The organism is Rubrobacter taiwanensis (assembly GCF_004337705.1).
In the GTDB taxonomy this organism is placed as follows: Bacteria; Actinomycetota; Rubrobacteria; order Rubrobacterales; family Rubrobacteraceae; genus Rubrobacter_C; species Rubrobacter_C taiwanensis.
Genome location: NZ_SKBU01000012.1, coordinates 97,143 through 110,817 on the forward strand (window position 1 = coordinate 97,143; position 13,675 = coordinate 110,817).

General features: G+C 68.2%; 13 protein-coding genes. 11 read left to right on the plus strand and 2 right to left on the minus strand.

Annotated features, from left to right (window positions below; translation table 11 throughout):
* Window positions 1-2 precede the first annotated feature (2 nt).
* From E0L93_RS06265 to E0L93_RS06315, 11 genes are all read left to right on the plus strand, one after another.
* A complete protein-coding gene (locus E0L93_RS06265; RefSeq protein WP_132690003.1) occupies window positions 3-692 on the plus strand; it encodes a phosphate signaling complex PhoU family protein in 690 nt (229 codons plus the stop codon).
* Window positions 693-755: 63 nt separating this feature from the next.
* Window positions 756-1,208 carry an RrF2 family transcriptional regulator gene (locus E0L93_RS06270; protein ID WP_165874190.1) on the plus strand — a complete coding sequence of 151 codons (453 nt, stop codon included), beginning with the start codon at window positions 756-758 and terminating at the stop codon, window positions 1,206-1,208.
* A 2-nt stretch (window positions 1,209-1,210) separates the two neighbouring features.
* Entirely contained in the window at window positions 1,211-1,900 is a 690-nt protein-coding gene (locus E0L93_RS06275; RefSeq protein WP_132690008.1) for a class I SAM-dependent methyltransferase, read from the plus strand.
* A gap of 251 nt (window positions 1,901-2,151) precedes the next feature.
* Entirely contained in the window at window positions 2,152-4,272 is a 2,121-nt protein-coding gene (pcrA, locus tag E0L93_RS06280) for a DNA helicase PcrA (RefSeq protein ID WP_243638132.1), read from the plus strand.
* Between the two features lie 45 nt (window positions 4,273-4,317).
* On the plus strand, window positions 4,318-5,931 hold the full coding sequence (locus E0L93_RS06285) for a putative manganese-dependent inorganic diphosphatase (protein ID WP_165874191.1): 1,614 nt from the start codon (window positions 4,318-4,320) through the stop codon (window positions 5,929-5,931).
* Between the two features lie 21 nt (window positions 5,932-5,952).
* Complete coding sequence (folD, locus tag E0L93_RS06290; RefSeq protein ID WP_132690013.1) at window positions 5,953-6,789, plus strand: bifunctional methylenetetrahydrofolate dehydrogenase/methenyltetrahydrofolate cyclohydrolase FolD; 837 nt, start codon at window positions 5,953-5,955, stop codon at window positions 6,787-6,789.
* 124 nt (window positions 6,790-6,913) lie between these two features.
* Window positions 6,914-7,678, plus strand: a complete 765-nt coding sequence (locus tag E0L93_RS06295; protein WP_132690015.1) for a GNAT family N-acetyltransferase — start codon at window positions 6,914-6,916, stop codon at window positions 7,676-7,678.
* A gap of 30 nt (window positions 7,679-7,708) precedes the next feature.
* Window positions 7,709-7,990 (plus strand): Asp-tRNA(Asn)/Glu-tRNA(Gln) amidotransferase subunit GatC, encoded by a 282-nt coding sequence (gene gatC / locus E0L93_RS06300; RefSeq protein ID WP_132690018.1) that lies wholly within the window; start codon window positions 7,709-7,711, stop codon window positions 7,988-7,990.
* A 1-nt stretch (window position 7,991) separates the two neighbouring features.
* Window positions 7,992-9,434 (plus strand): Asp-tRNA(Asn)/Glu-tRNA(Gln) amidotransferase subunit GatA, encoded by a 1,443-nt coding sequence (gene gatA, locus E0L93_RS06305; RefSeq protein ID WP_132690020.1) that lies wholly within the window; start codon window positions 7,992-7,994, stop codon window positions 9,432-9,434.
* Window positions 9,431-9,910, plus strand: coding sequence for a MaoC family dehydratase (locus tag E0L93_RS06310; protein WP_132690022.1), 480 nt, complete (start codon window positions 9,431-9,433; stop codon window positions 9,908-9,910). Before gatA ends, E0L93_RS06310 begins: the two co-directional genes overlap by 4 nt.
* Window positions 9,911-10,951, plus strand: coding sequence for a DUF2891 domain-containing protein (locus E0L93_RS06315; RefSeq protein WP_132690024.1), 1,041 nt, complete (start codon window positions 9,911-9,913; stop codon window positions 10,949-10,951).
* Here the strand turns inward: E0L93_RS06315 and E0L93_RS06320 are convergent.
* Window positions 10,948-11,766: a serine/threonine-protein kinase gene (locus E0L93_RS06320; RefSeq protein WP_243638133.1), complete on the minus strand. Its 819-nt coding sequence runs from the start codon at window positions 11,764-11,766 to the stop codon at window positions 10,948-10,950. The two genes, E0L93_RS06315 and E0L93_RS06320, sit on opposite strands and share 4 nt — an antisense overlap.
* Window positions 11,767-11,780: 14 nt before the next feature.
* Complete coding sequence (locus E0L93_RS06325; RefSeq protein WP_132690104.1) at window positions 11,781-13,601, minus strand: ABC transporter ATP-binding protein; 1,821 nt, start codon at window positions 13,599-13,601, stop codon at window positions 11,781-11,783.
* Window positions 13,602-13,675 lie beyond the last annotated feature (74 nt).

The following is a 13,675-nucleotide window of genomic DNA, read 5'->3' on the forward strand; positions in this document are numbered from 1 at the left end:
AAGTGCCGCGTGAGACCTTCCACCAGGAGTTGGAGGCGCTCGTCGGCGACCTCCTGGAGCTCGGGGAGGAGGTCAAGTCCACCCTGAGCCGTATGGTCGAGGGGCTGGAGCGCCGCGACGCGGAGGTCTGCAGGGGCGAGCTCGGCATCGATGCGCGGTTCAAGCTGCGCGGCGCGGAGATAGACGAGGAGTGCATGATCCTGCAGGCCCGCCAGGCGCCGGTGGCCCGGGACCTCCGGCTCCTGTACACGGTCCAGACCGTAGCCAACCATCTGGTGCGTGCCGGGACCCTGGGCGAGCACATCTGCCGGGTCGTGGTGGACACCGCCGGGGAGGAGAAGGAAGAGGCGCTGGAGAGCGTCCTGATCCAGATGGCCAAAGCCGCCAAGGAGCTCATGGACCGGGGGCTGGCGGTCTTCAAGAGCCGGGACATAGACGGCGCGCGCGACCTGCGGGCGATGGATGACGAGGTGGACCTCATGTACGCCGAGGCGATGAACCTGATCGCCAACCCGCCCACCGGGAACCGGGGCTCGCCGGAGTGGCGGGCCAAGGCCGCTCTGGTGGTCCACTACCTGGAGCGCATCGCCGATCACGGGGTCTCTTTGGGCAACCGCACGGTCTTCCTGGTGACCGGCGAGCGCATCGAGAACGCCATGCTCCAGTACCGGGAGCGCGGAGACTCTAAGTAAGCCCCTGCCCCGCGATCTGATAGAATGTTACTAAGCGGACCGCGGCGAGCAGGTGATTCGGCTTTGAGGCTTACACAGAAGAGTAAATACGCGGCGCGGGCGCTCGTCGAGCTGGCCCTGAGCGAGGACGACTGTCCTCTGGGGGTCTCCGAGGTAGCCCGCCGGCAGCACATCCCGGAACGCTTTCTGGAGCAGATCTTCGGCGAGCTCAGGCGTGCCGGCATCCTGGAGAGCCGCCGCGGCGCTCACGGCGGCTACCGCTTCGCCACACCGACGGAGGAGATCACGGTCCTGGACATCGTGGAGCTCCTAGACGGCGAGGTCCGTCCGGCCCGGTGCAGCGCGGGCGGGACCTGCTACATCAAGGATGCCCCGCTGTGCGCCACGAGCCGGGTCTGGGACGAGGCCCGCCTCGCGATAGAGGGTGTCTTCGGCAAGTACACCATCGCGCAACTCGCCGAGACCGAGCGAGCCCTGCGGGAGGCCGCTCCGCTGGCCGGTTCGGGCCAGAAGTAGGTTTGCTGCCCGAGCGTCTGCGCGCCCACCTCTCGGGCCGGACGGACCTGAAAGAGACCACTCTCCGGATCGGGGACCGGGAGTACCGCCTGATGCATCCCGCAGCCCCGTACGCCCTGATAGACGAAGAGGAGTTTGCCCGGGACGAGCGCCTGCCCTACTGGGCGGAGCTGTGGCCGAGCGCCGTAGCTCTGGCCCGGCAGCTGGAGGAGTTGGGCCCCTGCCTCTCCGGCCGCCGCGTGATAGAACTGGGGTGCGGGGTGGGACTTCCCGCCATAGTCGCCCTCGCGCATGGAGCGCGCGTGCTGGCCACCGACCACTACGCGTCCGCGCTCGACTTCGCCCGACACAACGCGGAGCGCAACACCGGGTATGCCCTCCAGACCGCGCTGCTGGACTGGCGCGCGCCGGAGCCGGTCGGGAAGTTCGGCCTGGTAATGGCCGCCGACGTGCTCTACGAGCGGCGCAACGTGGGGCCGCTGCTGGCTCTGATCTCGGAGCTGCTGGAATCTGGCGGCGAGGTCCTGATCGCCGACCCGCAGCGCGCGAGTGCGCCGCTCTTCGCGCAGGAGATGCGGCGGCAGGGCTTCCGGCATTCCTCCGGGATGGCGGAGGTAGAGCTGGACGGTCCGGTGGTTCGGGTAGAGCTGCACCGCTTCGTCCGGCAGGGCCGGCATACTACGCGGGCGTGATGCCCGGCTGGAGATCCGGGGCTTCATCCTCGCCTTCAGAGGCACCATGCCCGGATTCGTATTGGGCGAGATCGGGAAAAAGCGGTGTCTGTGCCGGGGTGCATGAAGGCTGCGGCGATGGATCCGGAGAGAACCGGAATCCCGGGCAGGAGTACGAGCAACCCTCCTGATCCCAGGTTATCTCCCGCGGCCGCGCGTAACTTTAGCGGTGTGAGGAGCCGGGGTCGTCCGCCTGTTATACTCTCCGTGCTGTGCTGCTGGATTCACTTAACCCCGCGCAGAGAGAAGCCGTAGAACACACCGAGGGGCCGCTCCTGGTCCTGGCCGGGGCCGGGAGCGGGAAGACCCGCGTTCTGACGTACCGCATCGCCCACCTCATAGACCGGGGGCTGGCCGCGCCGGACGAGATCCTGGCCATCACCTTCACCAACAAGGCCGCGCAGGAGATGAAGGAGCGGGTCGCCCTGTTAGTCGGGCCGGAGTCGCGCAGGATGTGGGTCTCCACCTTCCACGCCTTCTGCTCCCGCGTGCTGCGCGCCCACGCCTCCAAACTCGGCTACAAGAGCGGCTTCACCATCTACGACGCGGCGGATCAGGTGCGGCTCGTCAAGCGCTGCATCATAGAGCTGGACAAAGACCCTAAGCGCTTCAACCCCCGGCAGTTCCACGCCCAGATCTCGGACGCCAAGAACCGCCTGCTGGACGCCGACGACTACCTGCGCCGCGCCGAGGGGTACCTGGCCGAGAACGTCGCCGAGGTCTACCGGCTCTACCAGCAGCGCCTCTACGAGAACAATGCCCTGGATTTCGACGATCTCATCATGCAGACCGTTGCCCTGCTGGAGCTCTTCCCCGACGTGCGGGAGCGCTACCAGACCCGCTTCAAGTACATCCTCGTGGACGAGTACCAGGACACCAACCGCGCCCAGTACCGGCTGGTCAAGCTCCTCGCCGACAGGCATAAGAACATATGTTGTGTCGGGGACGACGACCAGAGCGTGTACTCGTGGAGGGGGGCGGACATCCGGAACATCCTGGAGTTTGAGCGGGACTATCCGGAGGCGAAGGTGGTGAAGCTGGAGCAGAACTACCGCTCGACGCAGATCATCCTGGATGCTGCGAACGCGGTGGTGGTGAACAACGCCTCGCGCAAGCCCAAGAACCTCTGGACGGACGGGGAGGAGGGGGAGCGCATCCGCATCTACACCGCGCCGGACGAGTACGCCGAGGCGCGCTACGTGGTCTCGGAGATGGAGCGTTTGCTGCGGAGTGGTGCGCGGCCGGAGGAGATGGCCGTCTTCTACCGGACGAATGCGCAGAGCCGCGTGCTGGAGGACGTGCTGGTGCGCGAGGGCGTACCGTATCAGGTAGTGGGCGGCGTGAAGTTCTACGAGCGGGCCGAGGTAAAAGACGCCATGGCCTACCTCTCGGTCATCGTCAATCCCGGGGACTCAGTCTCGCTGGAGAGGATCATAAACGTTCCCAGGAGGGGGCTCGGTTCGGCCTCCGTCGGGAAGCTGCGGGAGCACGCCTTGCGGGAGGGGATCTCGCTCTACGACGCGCTCGCCGAGGCGGAGCGGGCCGGGCTCGCGGGCAAGGCGAAGAAGGCCTGTTCGGAGCTGCGCCGGCTCTTCGAAGGCTGGCGGGTCGCCGCGCGGGAGATAGAGCCCTCCAGGCTCATAGAATCCGTGCTAAAGGAGTCCGGATACAGGGGGGAGCTGGAGGCCGAGGGCACGGTGGAGGCCGAGTCGCGGCTGGAGAACCTGGAGCAGCTGGTCAGCGCGGCCCGGGAGTACGAGGTCGTCGATGATGAGGCGCGTCTGGAGGAGTTTCTGCAGGAGCAGGCGCTCTACTCCGATCAGGACGAGCTGGTTGACGGGGCAGCTGGTGTGACGCTGATGACGTTGCACAACGCCAAGGGGCTGGAGTTCCCCCACGTCTTCATCGTGGGGATGGAGGAGGGCACCTTCCCGCACGCCCGCTCGCTGGACGAACAGAACCTGGAAGAAGAGCGGCGGCTCTGCTACGTGGGGATCACACGCGCCATGAAGACGCTGACGCTGACGCACGCCCGAGTCCGCTCCGCGTGGGGGGAGCGGGAGTTCCGGCTGCCCTCGCGCTTCCTCTCGGAGATCCCGGACCGCTGCAAGGCCGGAGGTGCCTCCGGAACGCGCCGTGCCCCGGCGTTCGGGAGGCCGCCGGAGAGGACCGGGGATGGCGAGCCTCCGGCGTTCCGGGCGGGCGAGAGGGTGCGGCACGCCAAGTTCGGCGTGGGAGAGGTCGTGGACGCGCGGGCCGGCCGGGTCGTCGTGCGGTTCGGTTCCGAGGACCGGACCTTCGTGCCCGGGCTCGCTCCGCTCAGGAGGGTATAAATTGTTTCGACGTCCGGACTCTCTGCGGTCAGGAAAGGAGCTGCATTGAAGCACGTTTACGTGACGGGGCACAGGAACCCCGATCTGGACTCCATAGCCTCTGCCATAGGCTACGCGGAGCTCAAGCAGAAGCTGCATCCGGGTGATACCTATGCTCCGGCCCGGCTCGGGGATCCCAATCCGCAGACCGAGTGGGCGCTCAAGAAGAGCGGGGCCCGGGCTCCGAAGTTCGTCCCCCACATCATGCTGCGCGTCAAGGACGTCATGAACCAGGACGTCATAACCTCCAACTGGAACGATCCCATCCGGGACGCGGGACTCGCGATGGCGCGGCGCGGGATAAGCCAGATCCCGATCGTGGACGACCGGGGGGTGCTGGTCGGGATCATAACCGAGCGGGACCTCGCCCGCATGTACATCCGGGAGTCGCGGGAGCCCTCCACCTTCGCGCACAGCCCGGTCTCCGTCTCCTCTATCGTCAGCGTGCTGGAGGGCGAGCTGGCCGCCGGCGGCGACCAGCAGGTCGCGGGCCGGCTGTGGGTGACGGCAATGAGCCTGGAGTCCATGGGCAAGGCCATGGGCAGCGGCGACATCGTGGTCGTGGGCGACCGGCCGGAGGCCCAGCTGCGGGCGCTGGAGCTCGGGATCTCGGTCCTGGTCATAACCAACGGCGCGCATCCGGAGCGCGAGGTCGTCGAGCGGGCTAAAGAGCAGGGAGCCAGCGTGGTGCGCTCACCGCTGGACTCCTACGTAACGAGCCGCATGATTCAGCTCGCCGTTCCCTGCCGGACGGTGATGAGCGAAGACCCGCTGACGGTCGGGCCGGAGGAGCTGATCTCGGACATCACCGACCAGGTGATGGAGGTGCACTACCGGGGCGCCGTGGCGGTGGACTCCGGGAACCGGCCCATCGGGATCGTGACCCGCACGGATCTCGTGAACCCCGAGCCCCGGCGTGTGCTGCTCGTGGACCATGCCGAGCGGGGTCAGAGCATTCCCGGCGTGGACCAGGCACACATCGAGGAGATCCTGGACCACCACCATATCGGAGACATCCAGACCAAGGTGCCGGTGGCCGCGACCTTCGACCCCGTGGGGTCCACCTCCACCCTGGTCATGGAGCGCTTCCGGCTGCACGGGATAGAGCCCGAGCGCTCCACAGCCATGATGCTGCTTGCGGCGATCCTCTCGGATACCGTGATCCTCAACTCTCCGACGACCACCGACCGGGACCGGAAGGTGGTGAGGCATCTGGAGGAGATGCTCGGCGTCGACGCGGAGGAGTTCGGACGGGAGATGTTCGAGGAGTCCTCCGACGTCTCGCGGCTCTCGGCGGAGAAGTTGATCTCCCGCGACTCCAAGACCTACCAGCTCGCCTCGGGAGATGAGATCTGCATAGCCCAGGTGGAGACCGTCGGAACCGCTCTTTTGGAGCGGAAGGATGAGCTGCTCCGGGCGCTGGAGGAGGCCCGCCGGAGCAGCGGATACCTTCTCTACGCACTCATGATCACCGACATCGCCGAACAGGGGACCAAGCTGCTTCTGGCCGGCGACGCCGCTCCGGTCGAGAAGGCGTTCAACACGAAGATGAAGGACAACGTCATAGACCTGCCAGGAGTCATGAGCCGCAAGAAGCAGGTGGCTCCGAAGCTGATCTAGGCGTCTGGAGAGGGGAGTGTCTTGGCGCGAATCCTGAACGGCCGGGCCGCCGCCGCTGCGGTGCGGCGGGAGGTGTCGGCAGAGGTGATGAAGCTGAAGAGCCGGGGGGTTTCGGTGCGGCTGGACGTGATCCTGGTCGGCGAGGACCCCGCCTCGGTCACCTACGTCCGCAACAAGCAGAACGACTGCGCCGAAGTCGGGATAGAGTCGCAACTGCACAGCTTCCCCGAAGATGTTCCGCAGAAGGAGCTGGAGGTGCTGGTCGAGCGTCTGAACGAGGACGATGCCGTCTCCGGGTTCTTCATCCAGCTCCCGCTGCCGAGAGGTCTGGACGCCCAGCCGCTAATCTCGCGCATAGACCCGGACAAGGACGTGGACGGGCTGAGCCCCCTGAGCGCAGGCCGGCTCGCGGTCGGGCTGCCGTCTCTTCTGCCCTGCACGCCGCACGGCGTGATCCAGCTTCTGAAGAGGAACGGTATCGAGCTGGAGGGGAGGGAGGCGGTAGTGCTGGGACGCTCGAACCTCGTCGGCAAACCGCTGGCCCAGCTCCTCCTGCGCGAGAACGCCACCGTTACCGTCTGCCACTCGCGCACCCAGAACCTGGCGGAGGTCGCCTCCCGCGCGGACATCCTCGTTGCGGCCATCGGGCAGCGGGAGATGATCGGCGGAGACCATGTGAAGGAAGGGGCGGTGGTAATAGACGTGGGCATCCACCGCACTCAGGACGGTATCACCGGCGACGTCCGGTTCGGGGAGGTGGAGCCGAAGGCGTCCGCCATCTCGCCCGTCCCCGGCGGCGTGGGCCCGATGACCCGCGCCATGCTCCTGTACAACGCCCTGGAGGCGGCGCGGCGCTAGCCGGGTATCTGTCCCCGCGCCCAACCCGGTCCTCCGGAGGGCACTTATTCGACGTTGAGAGCTGCCGGGTGCTGGCGTGTCTCCAGCGGCCCGCCGGGGTAGCATGTAGGGCCGGAGGTGCCGGGTGAAACGCGAGGAACGAGATCTCATGAAGGAGCTGGCCGCGGCTCTGCCGGACGTACCGCGCTGGGTGGAGGTCCGCTCGTTGCTGCTCGCCGGTCACGGCGAGCTGTTCGGCCCGGACGGGGAGGGCTTCGCCCTCTGTGACCCGGATGACGAGCTGGTGATCGTAGTCCGGAAGCCGGACCATACTCTCATCCGGCAAGCCCTAGCACGCACCGGAGGCATGGGCTCCGTCCTGGCTACTCCGGAGGACGCAGACCACGCGGCGCGGGTGTTGCCGGACCACAGGCGTGTCCGGGCCGTGATCCACCAACTCGGCGCCGGCACAGAGCGCCTGCTGGAACCGGTGGATGGTGTACGCCTGCTGGAACCCGCCGAGTTGGAGGGGCTGCGGGACCTTCCGCCGGAGCTCGCATCCTGGCTGCGGCTCGCCGCCGACCGGAGATACCTCACCGCCGCGGCGTTCGCCGGGGACCGGCCGGTCTCCTTCTGCTGCGTCGCGGCCCTCACCGAGACCCTGTGGGACGTAGCGATAGACACCCTCCCGGAGTACCGGCGCCGGGGGCACGCGGTCCGGTGCTCATCGTACATGATCCGGCACATGCTGGAGCGGGACAGGTGGCCCGTCTGGGGAGCCGAAGAGGACAACCGGGCCTCGCTGGCCCTCGCCGCGCGCCTCGGCTTCGTGCCGGAGGACGAGCTGGTGGTATTCCGCTCCGGGGGCCGGTATCCCCCCGCCGGAGAGACTTCGCCTGCTAAGATATAGCGGTCGCAGGCTAGTGGAGGTATTCGTCCGATGATATCCGAAGAGCAGGTGCGTCACGTGGCAGATCTCGCCCGGCTGGGGCTGACCGACGAAGAGGTTTCGAAGATGCGCGACCAGCTCGGCGTCATTCTGGAGAGCATAGAGAAGATCTCGGAGCTCGACCTGGAGGGCGTGCCGCCCACGGCCAACCCGCTCAACCTCACCAATGTCCTCCGGCCGGACACCCCGCGTGAGCCGCTGCCACGCGAGGAGGCGCTCCGGGTAGCGCCGGAAGTCATGGACAACATGTTCGCCGTGCCGAGGATAGACTAGAATGCTGGAGCTAACCGCCTACGAGCTGGCGGAGAAGGTCCGGGACCGCGAAGTCTCGGCCCGCGAGGCCGCCGAGGCCGCGCTCGCCCGCATAGACGAGGTGGAGGAGCGCGTCCGTTCCTTTATCACGCTCACGCCCGAGCTGGCCTTAGAGCGCGCCGGCCGGGTGGACGAGCGGGCCGGGAGCGGCGGCATCCGGCTGTGGGAGGCGGTTCCGATCGCGGTCAAGGACGTGCTCTCCACCAGGGGCGTTCAGACCACGTGCGGCTCGAAGATACTCGAAGGTTTCGAGCCGGTCTACGACGCCTCGGCGCTCCGGAACTTCGGCGGGGACATGATCATGCTCGGCAAGGCCAACATGGACGAGTTCGCGATGGGCTCCTCGACCGAGAACTCGGCCTACGGTGTCTCGCGCAACCCCTGGGACCTGGAGCGGGTGCCGGGTGGCTCCTCCGGCGGCTCCGCCGCGGCCGTCGCCGCGGGCGAGGGCTGGTGGGCGCTCGGGACGGACACCGGCGGTTCGGTGCGCCAGCCGGCAGCGCTCTGCGGCATCGTGGGCCTGAAGCCCACCTACGGACGCGTCTCGCGCTACGGGCTGATCGCCTTCGCCTCCTCGCTGGACCAGATCGGGCCCATGACCCGAGATGTGCGCGATGCGGCGCTGCTGTTGCAGGCCGTAGCCGGGCACGATCCCCGCGACTCTACCAGCGCCGGCGTCGAGGTCCCGGATTACCTCGCGGAGCTGGACCGCGGGGCAGAGGGTCTGCGCGTCGGGCTGGTGACCGAGCTGACGAACATCGAGGGGGTGGAGCCCGGAGTGCGGGAGGTGGTGGAGAGCGTGGCCCGCAGGCTGGAAGGCGCCGGGGCCAGCGTCGAGGAGGCCAGCCTGCCGCACGCCGAGTACGGGCTCCCGGCGTACTACATCGTGGCTCCGGCTGAGGTCTCCTCCAACCTGGCCCGCTACGACGGTGTGCGCTACGGACTGCGGGTGCCTGCCGACGGAGTGCACGAGATGTACCGCCGCACGCGCAACGAGGGCTTCGGGGCCGAGGCGAAGCGCCGGATCATGATCGGCACCTACGCCCTCTCCAGCGGCTACTACGAAGCCTACTACGCGCGGGCACAGAAGGTGCGGACCCGGATCATCCAGGACTTCCGCGCCGCGTTCTCGCGCTTCGACGTGTTGCTCTCGCCCACCTCCCCCACGGTGGCGTTCAGGATCGGTGAGCGCGTGGACGACCCGCTGGCGATGTACGCCTCGGACATCTGCTCCATCCCGGCCAACATGGCGGGGCTTCCGGCGATCAGCGTCCCCGGCGGCCTCTCCGAAGGGCTGCCGGTCGGCGTGCAGCTCATGAGCGACCACTTCACCGAACCCATGCTCCTGCGCGCCGCCCGCGCCGTCGAAGAGGTGGTGGACTTCCGCTACCGGATGAAGCCGTGAGCTCTTCCGGGTTTGGCGCGCCGGTCGGGGACCGTTACTTCGAGGACTACGTACCCGGTTCGGTGCACGAGTTCGGTCCGATCCTGGTCGAAGAGGAGGAGGTGATCTCCTTCGCCCGACGCTTCGACCCGCAGCCCTTCCACACCGACCCGGACGCCGCGAAGCGGAGCGTGTTCGGGGGCCTGATCGCCAGCGGCTGGCACACCGCCGGGCTCATGATGCGGCTCCTCGCCGACCACTACCTCTCGAAAGTTGCGAGCCTGGGCTCGCCGGGCATCGACGAGCTGCGCTGGCTCAGGCCCGTCCGTCCCGGCGACGAACTCTCGGTGCGCGTGACCGTGCTGGAGGCAAACCGTTCCCGCTCCAAACCGGACCGGGGCGCAGTTATCTCCTACATCGAGGTCCTAAACCAGGACCGCAGCGCCGTCATGACCCTGAAGGCCGTCAACCTGCTGCTCTGCCGGAAAGGACCCTGAATGACCTTCGATCGCCGCCGGCGCGAGGAGATTCTGCGCGAGCGGGCCGCCGGGTACGTCCGGACCGCGCTGGCCAACATTACGCGCGAGTACCCTCACATGCCGTACTTCGTCGCTACGGGACCGGGAGCGTACCCGACACACCGGGAGCTGCATCCCGCCTTCTACGGCTGCTTCGACTGGCACTCGTGCGTCGAGATGCACTGGGTCGTCGTGCGCCTGCTCCGCCGCTTCCCGGACGCCGTCCCCGGTTCTGAGGCCCGGGCCACACTCGACGAGCTGCTGACTGCCGAGAACATAGCGGCCGAGGCGGGCTTCTTCAGCGACCCCAACCATCGGGCGCTGGAGCGCCCCTACGGCTGGGGCTGGCTGCTGGCGCTGAGCTACGAGCTAAAGACGTGGGACGACCCGGACGCCCGGCGCTGGGCGGCGGCGCTGGAGCCGCTCGCCACCCTCCTGGGTTCCAATCTCGCCGAATGGCTTACCGTCGTGACGTACCCGCAGCGCACGGGCGTCCACCAGAACACGGCCTTCGCCCTCTCGCGCGCCTACGACTACGCGAAGCTCCGCGCCGGACAGGGCGACGATGCGCTGCTGGCTACGATCCGGGCCGCCGCCGGGCGCTGGTTCGCCCGCGATGAGGACTACCCGGCGCATTACGAACCCTCCGGGGCGGACTTCCTCTCGCCCGCCCTGTGCGAGGCCGAGCTGATGTCCCGCATCCTCGGCCCCTCCCGGTTCCCCGGCTGGCTGGAGCGGTTCCTGCCCACCCTCGCCGATAGCAGCCCTGAATCGCTCTTCCGGCCGGCCGTGGTCTCGGACCCGACCGACGGGCACATTGCGCACCTGCACGGCCTGAACCTCAGCCGCGCCTGGGCGTTCGCGACGCTCGCCGAGCGCTTGCCGCAGGACGACGTGCGCATCCCGCCGCTGCTCGCGGCGGCCGAACGCCACGCGGCCGCCGCGCTCCCGCATGTCACCGGCAGCGACTACATGGTGGAGCACTGGCTTGCGGCCTACGCGACGCTACTTTTGAGCTAGCTTTTCAGTAGGCGGTCGAGCTGCGCGAACAGCTCCCCGACCGCCGGGCGGTCCGCAGGGGCGGGCTCCAGACAGCGGTCTACGGCGGCGGCGAACGCCGGTGGTACCCGCCGGTGCTCCCGGACGGGATCCGCCCGGCGCTCCAGCTGCTCGTAGCGGGCCTCGTGTTCGGTGTCGCTGCCGGTGGAACCGGGAAAGGCCCGCCGGCCCGTGGCCGCCTCGTAGAGCACGACCCCGATGCCCCAGACGTCGGCAGCTGCTGTGAGATGCCCGCCGCGGGCCTGTTCTGGAGACATGTACGGCACCGTTCCGACGCCGCTCCGGCCCCGCCCCGGCGGACGGGCGATGCTCAGGTCTATAACCTTGGCGAGCGGGGGCTGAGAGATGATGTTCGAGGGCTTGAGATCCAGGTGCAGGAGGCCGTGACGGTGCAGGTAGTGCATGGCCGAGCACAGGTGCAGCCCGAGGTAGGCGATCTCCCGGAGCGGGAGCCTCCGCCCCCGCCGGTGGATGAGGTGCGCCAGCGTCTCCCCGGTGAGGGTCTCCAGGATCAGGACCGGCTGCGGCTCTTTCAGTGCCTCGTAGAGGCGCACGAAGTGGGGATGGGTCAGTCTCCCGAGCAGCCGGCCCTCGCGCAGCAGGCGGTTGCGCGCGGAGCGCTTCTCCAGCATGTCCGGAGCCGGGGTCTTGGCGATGCACCGGCAGCAGCGCTCGGCACTCCAGACGCCGTAGACATCGTAGCTCCTGCTGCGGTGGAGATGCTCCAGCACACGGTAACCGGGGGCCAGTTCGACCCCGGCTTTCAGCGGCGGCAATCCGGCGTCTCCGGTCACGTCAGGACCTCGCTTCCGGGCGCCCGGTAGAGGTCGGCATAGAGCCCGGCGCCCCGCATGAGTTCGCCGTGAGTCCCGCTCTCCGCTACCCGGCCGCGATCCAGCACCAGAATTCTGTCCGCTTCCCGCACCGTAGAGAGATCGTGCGAAATGATTATAGTTGTTCGGCCCCGCATCAGCCGCCGCAGCGGCTCCAGCACCCTCCGTCCCGACTCCGCGTCCAGTCCCGAGGTCGGCTCGTCCAGCACGAGCACGGGAGCGTCCCGGATCATGGCCCGCGCTATGGCTATCCGCTGCCGCTGCCCGCCCGAGAGCCGGCGCCCCTTCTGGCCGACGACGGTCTCATAGCCGTCCGGCAGCCTCGCTATGAACTCGTGCGCGTCGGCGAGCCTTGCGGCGCGTGCCACCTCCTCGTCCGTCGCACCGGGCCTGCCGTAGGCGATGTTCTCCCGCACCGTGCCGTCGAAGACCAGTGTCTCCTGCAGCAGCACGGCCACGTTCTCCCGCAGCGAGCGCAGCCGGATGTCCCGGATGTCGGTCCCGTCCAGCCGCACGGCACCCGCATCCGGGTCGTAGAAGCGCAGAAGCAGCTTAACGATCGTGGACTTGCCCGCTCCGCTCGGCCCCACGAGCGCCAGCGTCTCCCCCGGCTCTACGCGGAAGGAGATGTCTTCGAGCGCCGCGCCCCTGCCGGCCGGGTAGGAGAAGGAGACCGCCTCGAACTCCACGCGTCCGGAGGCACGGGCGATGCTCCTCGCGCCGGGCCGGTCTTCCACCGAGGGGCGCTCGTCCAGAAACTCGATAATGCGCTCCGCGCTCGCCGCGGCCGCGTACACGGTGTTGATCAGGCCGCTCAGCTCGCGCACCGGGTCGTAGAGCTGGCTCAAGAAGGCGATGAAGACCAGCAGCCCGCCCAGGGTCAGCTCGCCGCGGGCGAGCAGGAGAGCTCCCACTCCGATGACCACCAGCACCCCGGAGAGCTCTATGAGGTCTATGAGGGGCGAGAAGAGCGCCTTCAGGCGGGTGGCGGCCATCTTGGCCCGGAAGTTGGCCAGAGCCTCCCGGTGAAAGCGGGCAGCCTCCTCCGCCTGTCGGTTGTACGCCTGGACCAGGGCGGCGTTAGAGAGGCTCTCCTCGGCCACCGCGCCGGTAGCTCCGCTGCGCCGCCGGTGCTCGCGCGAGGCGTGCTTGATCCTGCGCGAGAAATACCTGGCCGCCGCGTAGAAGAGCGGCACCACGAAGAGCGAGATGAGCGCCAACTTCCAGCTCAGGTAGAAGAGCACCCCGACGAAGATGACGAGCTGCGCTACGGCCGCCAGCGCCTGCGTCACGCCGGAGAGCACCAGGCTCTCGATGGCCGCGATGTCGCCGGAGAGGCGGGAGATGACGTCCCCGAGCTTCCGGCGCTCGAAGAAGTCCAGCGAGAGGCCGTGCAGGTGCTCGAAGAACCCGCGCCGCAGCGAGAGCAGAAAGCTCTCTCCGACCCAGTCCCCGAGGTAGTCGTCGCAGAACGAGACGATGCCGCCCAGCGCCGTCAGCCCCACGTACGCCAGCGCGATCCAGACCAGCGGCCCCAGATCCCGTGCGACGAGCACGTCGTCGACCAGGAGCTTGAACAGATACAGGGTTGCGGCGTCCACCGCCGGGGCGAGCGCCACGAAGAGGAGCAGCAGGGCCAGCCACCGGCGGTAAGGGCGGGCGTAGGGCCAGAAGCGCCGGAAGACCTCGCGCACCGGCACCGCCGGCGCGAACTCCACCGGCGAGTACGTCTCCTCGATGTGCCCCAGAAAGCCCTGGATTCTCTCTCGCAAACGCATCACGATCGCCGCTCCGCTGGTATATTGACCTCACGGCGAGAGGGCCTCGCCCCTGACGAGGCCCTCTCCGCTGC

What these genes read in the sequence shown, in the direction of transcription:
- gatC (WP_132690018.1), top strand. Translation starts at nt 7,709, where the DNA reads ATGATATCCGAAGAGCAGGTGCGTCACGTGGCAGATCTCGCCCGGCTG.
- gatA (WP_132690020.1), top strand. Translation starts at nt 7,992, where the DNA reads ATGCTGGAGCTAACCGCCTACGAGCTGGCGGAGAAGGTCCGGGACCGC.
- E0L93_RS06315 (WP_132690024.1), top strand. Translation starts at nt 9,911, where the DNA reads ATGACCTTCGATCGCCGCCGGCGCGAGGAGATTCTGCGCGAGCGGGCC.
- E0L93_RS06325 (WP_132690104.1), bottom strand. Translation starts at nt 13,601, where the DNA reads ATGCGTTTGCGAGAGAGAATCCAGGGCTTTCTGGGGCACATCGAGGAG.